This window comes from Mesorhizobium sp. B2-4-12 (assembly GCF_006441575.1).
Classification (GTDB): domain Bacteria; phylum Pseudomonadota; class Alphaproteobacteria; order Rhizobiales; family Rhizobiaceae; genus Mesorhizobium.
In genome coordinates this window covers 103725-109960 of record NZ_VFVC01000013.1, presented here as the reverse complement: position 1 = coordinate 109960, position 6236 = coordinate 103725, and the positions used below count along the sequence as shown (strand labels likewise).

At 62.0% G+C, this 6236-nt stretch carries 9 protein-coding genes; 7 read left to right on the top strand and 2 right to left on the bottom strand.

All coding sequences use genetic code 11. The features are described from left to right. Nucleotides 1-522 precede the first annotated feature (522 nt). Nucleotides 523-1038 (bottom strand): outer membrane protein assembly factor BamE, encoded by a 516-nt coding sequence (locus FJ934_RS10885; protein ID WP_140609557.1) that lies wholly within the window; start codon nucleotides 1036-1038, stop codon nucleotides 523-525. Between the two features lie 114 nt (nucleotides 1039-1152). On the opposite strand from FJ934_RS10885, the gene FJ934_RS10880 reads away from it, so the two are divergent. The 5 genes from FJ934_RS10880 (at nucleotide 1153) to FJ934_RS10860 (ending at nucleotide 4836) form a co-directional block, all read left to right on the top strand. Continuing rightward, complete coding sequence (locus tag FJ934_RS10880; RefSeq protein ID WP_140609555.1) at nucleotides 1153-1701, top strand: ubiquinol-cytochrome C chaperone family protein; 549 nt, start codon at nucleotides 1153-1155, stop codon at nucleotides 1699-1701. Then, nucleotides 1698-2246 carry a DUF177 domain-containing protein gene (locus tag FJ934_RS10875; protein WP_140609553.1) on the top strand — a complete coding sequence of 183 codons (549 nt, stop codon included), beginning with the start codon at nucleotides 1698-1700 and terminating at the stop codon, nucleotides 2244-2246. Before FJ934_RS10880 ends, FJ934_RS10875 begins: the two co-directional genes overlap by 4 nt. A gap of 113 nt (nucleotides 2247-2359) precedes the next feature. Continuing rightward, nucleotides 2360-3430 carry a phosphate acyltransferase PlsX gene (gene plsX / locus FJ934_RS10870; protein ID WP_140609551.1) on the top strand — a complete coding sequence of 357 codons (1071 nt, stop codon included), beginning with the start codon at nucleotides 2360-2362 and terminating at the stop codon, nucleotides 3428-3430. A gap of 9 nt (nucleotides 3431-3439) precedes the next feature. Further along, a complete protein-coding gene (locus FJ934_RS10865) occupies nucleotides 3440-4411 on the top strand; it encodes a beta-ketoacyl-ACP synthase III (protein WP_140609549.1) in 972 nt (323 codons plus the stop codon). Between the two features lie 101 nt (nucleotides 4412-4512). Then, nucleotides 4513-4836 carry an integration host factor subunit alpha gene (locus FJ934_RS10860; RefSeq protein ID WP_010915609.1) on the top strand — a complete coding sequence of 108 codons (324 nt, stop codon included), beginning with the start codon at nucleotides 4513-4515 and terminating at the stop codon, nucleotides 4834-4836. Between the two features lie 28 nt (nucleotides 4837-4864). On the opposite strand, the gene FJ934_RS10855 is transcribed toward FJ934_RS10860, so the two are convergent. Then, entirely contained in the window at nucleotides 4865-5053 is a 189-nt protein-coding gene (locus tag FJ934_RS10855; protein WP_140609547.1) for a hypothetical protein, read from the bottom strand. Between FJ934_RS10855 and FJ934_RS10850 the strand changes: the two genes are divergently transcribed. Both FJ934_RS10850 and FJ934_RS10845 read left to right on the top strand, forming a co-directional pair. Further along, a complete protein-coding gene (locus FJ934_RS10850; protein ID WP_140609545.1) occupies nucleotides 5052-5591 on the top strand; it encodes a MerR family transcriptional regulator in 540 nt (179 codons plus the stop codon). The genes FJ934_RS10855 and FJ934_RS10850 overlap by 2 nt on opposite strands. Before the next feature lie 91 nt (nucleotides 5592-5682). Continuing rightward, nucleotides 5683-5985 (top strand): hypothetical protein, encoded by a 303-nt coding sequence (locus tag FJ934_RS10845; RefSeq protein ID WP_140609543.1) that lies wholly within the window; start codon nucleotides 5683-5685, stop codon nucleotides 5983-5985. Nucleotides 5986-6236 lie beyond the last annotated feature (251 nt).

Sequence of the window (6236 nt, the reverse complement as noted above, 5' to 3'; positions counted from 1 at the left end):
GACACCAATTTACAAAGCTCAATCAACGCGCAAAACAAAACCCCGCCGAAAATCGACGGGGTTCGTCAGCAGTCTGACCCGCGGGGAGCGATCCCCGCGGGTTTTGTTTGGTCCGGATCAAGCATAGTGCTTCAGCCGCCGTCCGGCTTGGCTCCATTGCTGTCGGCACGCTTGCGGGAGCGGGCCAGCACGTCGTCCACTCCTGGTTCGCGCGCCGCGTCGCCGGCAGGCCGCGTATCTCACGTAGCCTGGTGCCGAAGGCGCCGCGCCCGCATTTTGCGACAAAACTTGCTGGCTCTCGGATGGATGCCGCATGCTGCCAGAATCCGGCGTTTCAGATAGGTGGATTTCTTCAAGGGTCGAGGGTCCTCGGCCGCGGCAAGAATTTCCACACGCAGGGCGCCCCATCCCTGGCAAGTCGGCCGGTCCGGGGCCAAACAAAAACCCGTGAGATCGCTCCCACGGGTTTTTGGTCGCCTGAGATGTTGCTGCTTTTCCCCGGAGGGAAGCAGTGACTAAAGATCAGGGGGTGCCACCACCGGGGATGCCGGGCGCCAGCTTGCTGGCGCCGTTGATGATCTGGCTGAGGAAGTTCTGGTCCTTGCCGCCAGTAGGCGTGGTGCGCGAGATGAAGTCGAATATCTTGCCGTCCTTCAGGCCGTAATTGGCGATCTGGGTGACGCGGCCGTCCGGGCCGAAATAGACCGCCAGCACATGCTGGTCCACCAGGTGCGGCTTGTCGAACGCGACATAGCGCTTGCGCGTCTGCGAGATGTAGTAGAACGCCTCATTGTCGAAGGTCGCCGTGGTCGACGGTGTGCCAAGCGCCAGCAGCACCTGCTCGCGGCTGGAGCCGACCGGTACCGAATCGACCGCCTGCTGGTCGATGACATACCCTTGCGTCAGCGTCTCGCTTGGATTGAGATCGCCGATCATCTTGTTCGTGTGGCATGCCGACAGCGCCGAAACCATAAGCAGCAGCGAGATCGCGCCGGCGGGCCTGGAAGTGAAGGTCGACTTGAAATTCAGCGCGCGCAACAACAATTCTCCATTACATCGCCGCAACTTGCGCTGGGCCGCAAAACCGGTAAACCAGCTTGCTTGCCGATGCAACAAGGCCAATTCAACAAACGGTCCCCGGAGACCATCCCCATGTTCCAGCGCCTTTTTGGCCGTGAACGCCACACCAACCGCGCCATCACCGACGCGCTCTACGCACAAATCGTGGCGGCGGCGCGGCAGACTGCATTTTATTCCCACTGGAGTGTGCCGGACACGCCGCTTGGCCGTTTCGAGATGCTTTCGCTGCACATGTTCCTGTTCCAGCATCGGCTGCGTGGCGAGAACGGCGTGGCGCAGGAGATCGCGCAGGTGCTGATCGACGAGTTCTTCCTCGACGTCGATCATTCGCTGCGGGAACTGGGCATTGGCGACGTCGGCGTGCCGAAGCGGATGAAGAAACTGGCCAAGATGTTTTATGGCCGCACGGCAGCCTATGATGATGCGCTGGAAAGAAACGATCATGACGGGCTGACCGCGGCACTTGCCCGCAACATCCGGCCCGACGCCGGCATCTGGCCGGAAGCATCGCAATTGGCCGGCTATGTCGCCGGCGCCTGCCGGCAACTGGCGGCGCAGCCGTCCGAATCAATCGTTTCCGGGACGGTGACATTTCCGCTGGCCAGGGAGGTCGATCGATGAAACATGCTGATCCGCAAAGCCCGGTTTCCTTTTTCGCGAATGTCGCCCGGCTGCCGCAGAAAGGGCTGCCCGTGGTGATCGAGGCCGACGCCACACAGCGCGCGGCCCTTGCCGAGGAGCACGGGCTGCTGTCTGTCGAAGCCTATCGGGCGGAACTCCTGGTCGCCTCCTGGAAGCGCAATGGCGTGAAGGTCAGCGGCCGCGTCGAGGCCGACATCACGCAAGCCTGCATCGTCACGCTCGATCCCGTCGCGGCGCATATCGACGAGCCGGTCGAGGCGCTGCTGCTCCCCGAGGACTCCAAGCTTGGACGGCAGGGATTTGAAGGCGGTGGCGAGATTCTGCTCGATGCGGACGGGCCCGACAGTCCCGAAACATTTTCCGGCGACACCATCGATGTCGGCGCACTCGCGGAGCAGTTCTTCGGTTTGGCGATCGACCCCTATCCGCGCAAGCCGGGCGCATCCCTGGACGCCGGCGGCGACACCGAACCGGAGGAGAACGAATTTCAGCAAAAACTGCGGTCCTTGCTGGGAAAATCCTGAAAACCTCGCCCGCGACGGAAAAGTCGGTTGTGTGAAAACCCAAAACCGCTATTTTCGCCAAACCTTTGCGATCACTAAAGCGACCTGCCGCCTAACCGTGAGATGAATACCGCGTGATCAGGATTTCCATCGATGCCATGGGCGGCGATCACGGACCAGCCGTGGTCATTCCGGCGCTCATGACGGTCGCGACCCGCCGCCCAGACATCCGTTTCGTCATCTACGGGCGTGAGGACGTGGTGCGTCCTGAACTGGCCAAGTTTCCCAAACTGGCCGAGGTGAGCGAATTCTTCCACTGTGAGGTCGCGGTCAGGATGGACGACAAACCAAGCCAGGCGCTGCGCCATGGCCGCTGGAAATCGTCGATGTGGAAGGCGGTCGAGGCGGTTAAGTCGGGCACTGCGGACGCTTGTATCTCGGCAGGCAACACCGGCGCGCTGATGGCGATGTCGAAATTCTGCCTGCGCACCATGGCCACCATAGATCGTCCGGCGATCGCGGCCTTGTGGCCGACATTACGTGGCGAAAGCGTGGTCCTCGACGTTGGCGCCACCATCGGCGCCGATGCGCACCAGCTCATTGATTTTGCCATTCTCGGCACCGGCATGGCGCGCTCCGTATTCGGCATTGCCCGGCCGACCGTCGGCTTGCTCAACGTTGGCGTGGAAGAGATCAAGGGCCAGGAAGAGGTCAAGGAAGCGGGACGCATGCTGCGCGAGGCCAACATGGCCTCGATGAATTATCATGGCTTTGTCGAAGGCGACGATATCGGCAAGGGTACGGTCGACGTGGTGGTGACGGAGGGCTTCGCCGGCAACATCGCGCTGAAGACGGCGGAAGGCACCGCCCGCCAGATCGCGGGTTATCTGCGCGCCGCCATGAGCCGCACCCTGATGGCCAGGATCGGCTATGTCTTCGCCAAGGGCGCTTTCGATCGCCTGCGCGAGAAGATGGATGTCGGCCGCTCTAACGGCGGCGTGTTCCTGGGACTGAACGGCATCGTCGTCAAAAGCCATGGCGGTGCTGATTCGGACGGTTTTGCCGCGGCGATCGAGCTCGGCTACGACATGGTGCGCAACAATCTGCTCGACCGCATCGAGGCCGACCTGGATCTGTTTCATGCGCGCAACCCGCATGCCCTGTCATATCGGAAATCCGACGTCGTTAGCGACGCGAAGGAATAGGAAAGAACTTTGATCAGATCAGTCGTGCGCGGCACGGGCGCCGCGCTGCCCCGCCGCATCATGAAGAATGCCGATTTCGAGGGCATGGTCGAAACCTCGGACGAGTGGATCGCCCAGCGCACCGGCATCCGTCAGCGCCATATCGCGGGCGACGATGAGACGACGGCTTCCCTGGGCGAGGCCGCGGCGCGCGCCGCCCTTGCCGATGCGGGGCTGACGCCAGACGATATCGACCTGATCGTGCTGGCGACGTCGACGCCCAACAACACGTTCCCGGCCACCGCGGTCGAAATCCAGGACCGGCTCGGCATGCATCACGGCTTTGCCTTCGACATGCAGGCGGTGTGCTCGGGCTTCGTCTATGCGGTGACCACGGCCGATCTCTATATTCGCGGCGGCCTGGCCAAACGCGTGCTGGTGATCGGCTCGGAAACATTCTCGCGCATTCTCGACTGGAACGACCGCTCGACCTGCGTGCTGTTCGGCGACGGCGCCGGTGCCCTGGTGCTGGAAGCGGGCGAGGGGGGCGGCACGATCGCCGACCACGGTGTTCTGGCGGCCAGCCTGCGCTCCGACGGCACGCACAAGGACAAGCTTTTTGTCGATGGGGGACCATCGACGACGGGGACGGTCGGCCACCTCAGGATGGAGGGCCGCGAGGTCTTCAAGCATGCGGTCGGCATGATCACCGACGTTATCGAGGCGACCTTCTCGGCCGCCGGGATCACCGCCGACGATCTCGACTGGTTCGTGCCGCATCAGGCCAATAAACGAATTATTGACGCTTCCGCCAAGAAGCTCGGGATAGCAGAGCAAAAAGTGGTGGTTACCGTCAATTTGCACGGTAACACCTCGGCGGCTTCCGTGCCGTTGGCGCTGTCGGTGGCCGTTGCCGATGGGCGCATCAAGAAGGGTGACCTTGTGCTCCTGGAAGCGATGGGCGGCGGCTTCACCTGGGGCGCCGTTCTGCTTCGCTGGTAAGTGCCGAACGGCTCGGTTTCGGTCCTTGACCTTGACGGATCAATTACTTAGGCTCAGCCGTTGTTGTGCCGATTTTATGTTTGAGCTGATGGGACGGTCGCATGGGGGGAAAGACACTTACGCGCGCCGACCTTGCCGAGGCCGTCTACCGGAAGGTCGGTCTGTCGCGCACTGAATCCGCCGAACTCGTTGAAGCCGTTCTGGACGAAATCTGCGAAGCCATCGTCCGCGGCGAGACGGTCAAGCTGTCGTCCTTCGCGACATTCCATGTCCGCTCCAAGAACGAGCGCATCGGACGCAATCCCAAGACCGGTGAGGAGGTGCCCATCCTGCCGCGCCGGGTGATGACCTTCAAGTCGTCCAACGTATTGAAGAACCGCATCTTGCGCTCTCACCAGAACAGCAAGGCCAAGGGCGGCAAGTAGCCTCCATTGTACGGTTGAAAACCGGCCCTCACCATAACGTTGGGCTTGAATATTGTTGCACAAACCGCTGAAATAAGGCCCGATTCGGCAGCATGGCCGGATTGGTGTTCCGCGTATGATCCATTCCGCGCAAACGGAATAAGCTTCTCTCTTTGTTGAGCGTGATTTCGTCTGAAGACCGTTCCGGATCACGCTCCAGCGTGAGGATTTCGCCCATGGACAAGAGCCCTGACGCCTTTCGTACCATCAGCGAGGTCGCCGAGGACCTCGACCTGCCGCAGCATGTGCTGCGTTTCTGGGAAACGCGCTTCAACCAGATCAAGCCGATGAAGCGCGGCGGCGGCCGGCGCTATTACCGGCCGCAGGATGTCGAGTTGATCAAGGGCATCCGCCACATGCTCTACGACCAGGGTTACACCATCAAGGGCGTGCAGAAGCTGCTGCGCGAAAACGGCAACCATTTCCTGGTTGCCATCGGCAATGGCGACATGGCCGCGGTCGAAGCGATTTCCCAGCGAAAGCAGGCCGACCAGGTGCCGCTGACGTCGGCAGCGCAGCCGCGCGGCGGCGATGATGAACTGGTTGGCCAGCCAAGGGTCAAGCCCAGCCGCCGCTTTTTCGGCCTTGGCAAGGGCGATGAGGAAGGTCCCGTTCAGCCGGACGCCTCGAAACTCTCGCGCGACAATCGCGCGCTGCTGCAGGAGGCGCTGTTCGACCTGCTCGAATGCAAGCGCTTGCTCGACCAGGTGCGCTGAGCGTCGCACGAAGTGCTTTGAAGGCGCGAAACTGGAACCCGCCTCGGGGTGAGGCGTTACGTTTCCTTCTGCAAGAGAAGGAAACGTAACGATGGCATCATTCTCGACCCTTTCGGACATCGATCTCGAAAAGCAGATCACGGCGCTGTCGAGGGAACTCGCGGCGTTGCGCAAGGCAGTGTCCAGGCGGGGTGGCGCCTACTATGAAGATGGTCGTGATGCCGCGCTCGACACATATTCCGATCTTGCCGGCCGTCTGCGCGATGCCATGCCGGCAATTCGTAAGCAGGGAAGGGTGATCGAGAGATCGGCCCGCGACCATCCGGCGGCTGCTGCCGCGGTTGGCCTTGTGGTGCTCGGCCTGGTGGCCAGCCTGTTGTTCAGCCGACGCTGAGATGCCCTCGCTGTCCTTGGCATTGTGAATTCCAAGGCAGACAATGGCGGCTCGCCGTTTTGGCGCCGTCATCCTCTTTTTGGAGCACTTGCGCACACCGCGCGCTGGCCGATCCGGTCAGCGATATCGGCTGTCGCCTCGGCATCTGGCGCGAAGCGCTTCGGCATAGAGGTGCACAGCACCCCTGTGCGGTCGGCGCAGGAATGCGGACTGCTCAAGCCGCCAGAGCCGTTCTATTTCTGCTGCGATCG

Bases quoted from the DNA above. Each gene is read 5' to 3' on its own strand.
- FJ934_RS10880 (WP_140609555.1), top strand. From the start codon at position 1,153: ATGTTCCAGCGCCTTTTTGGCCGTGAACGCCACACCAACCGCGCCATC.
- FJ934_RS10875 (WP_140609553.1), top strand. From the start codon at position 1,698: ATGAAACATGCTGATCCGCAAAGCCCGGTTTCCTTTTTCGCGAATGTC.
- FJ934_RS10860 (WP_010915609.1), top strand. From the start codon at position 4,513: ATGGGGGGAAAGACACTTACGCGCGCCGACCTTGCCGAGGCCGTCTAC.
- FJ934_RS10850 (WP_140609545.1), top strand. From the start codon at position 5,052: ATGGACAAGAGCCCTGACGCCTTTCGTACCATCAGCGAGGTCGCCGAG.
- FJ934_RS10855 (WP_140609547.1), bottom strand. From the start codon at position 5,053: ATGGGCGAAATCCTCACGCTGGAGCGTGATCCGGAACGGTCTTCAGAC.
- FJ934_RS10845 (WP_140609543.1), top strand. From the start codon at position 5,683: ATGGCATCATTCTCGACCCTTTCGGACATCGATCTCGAAAAGCAGATC.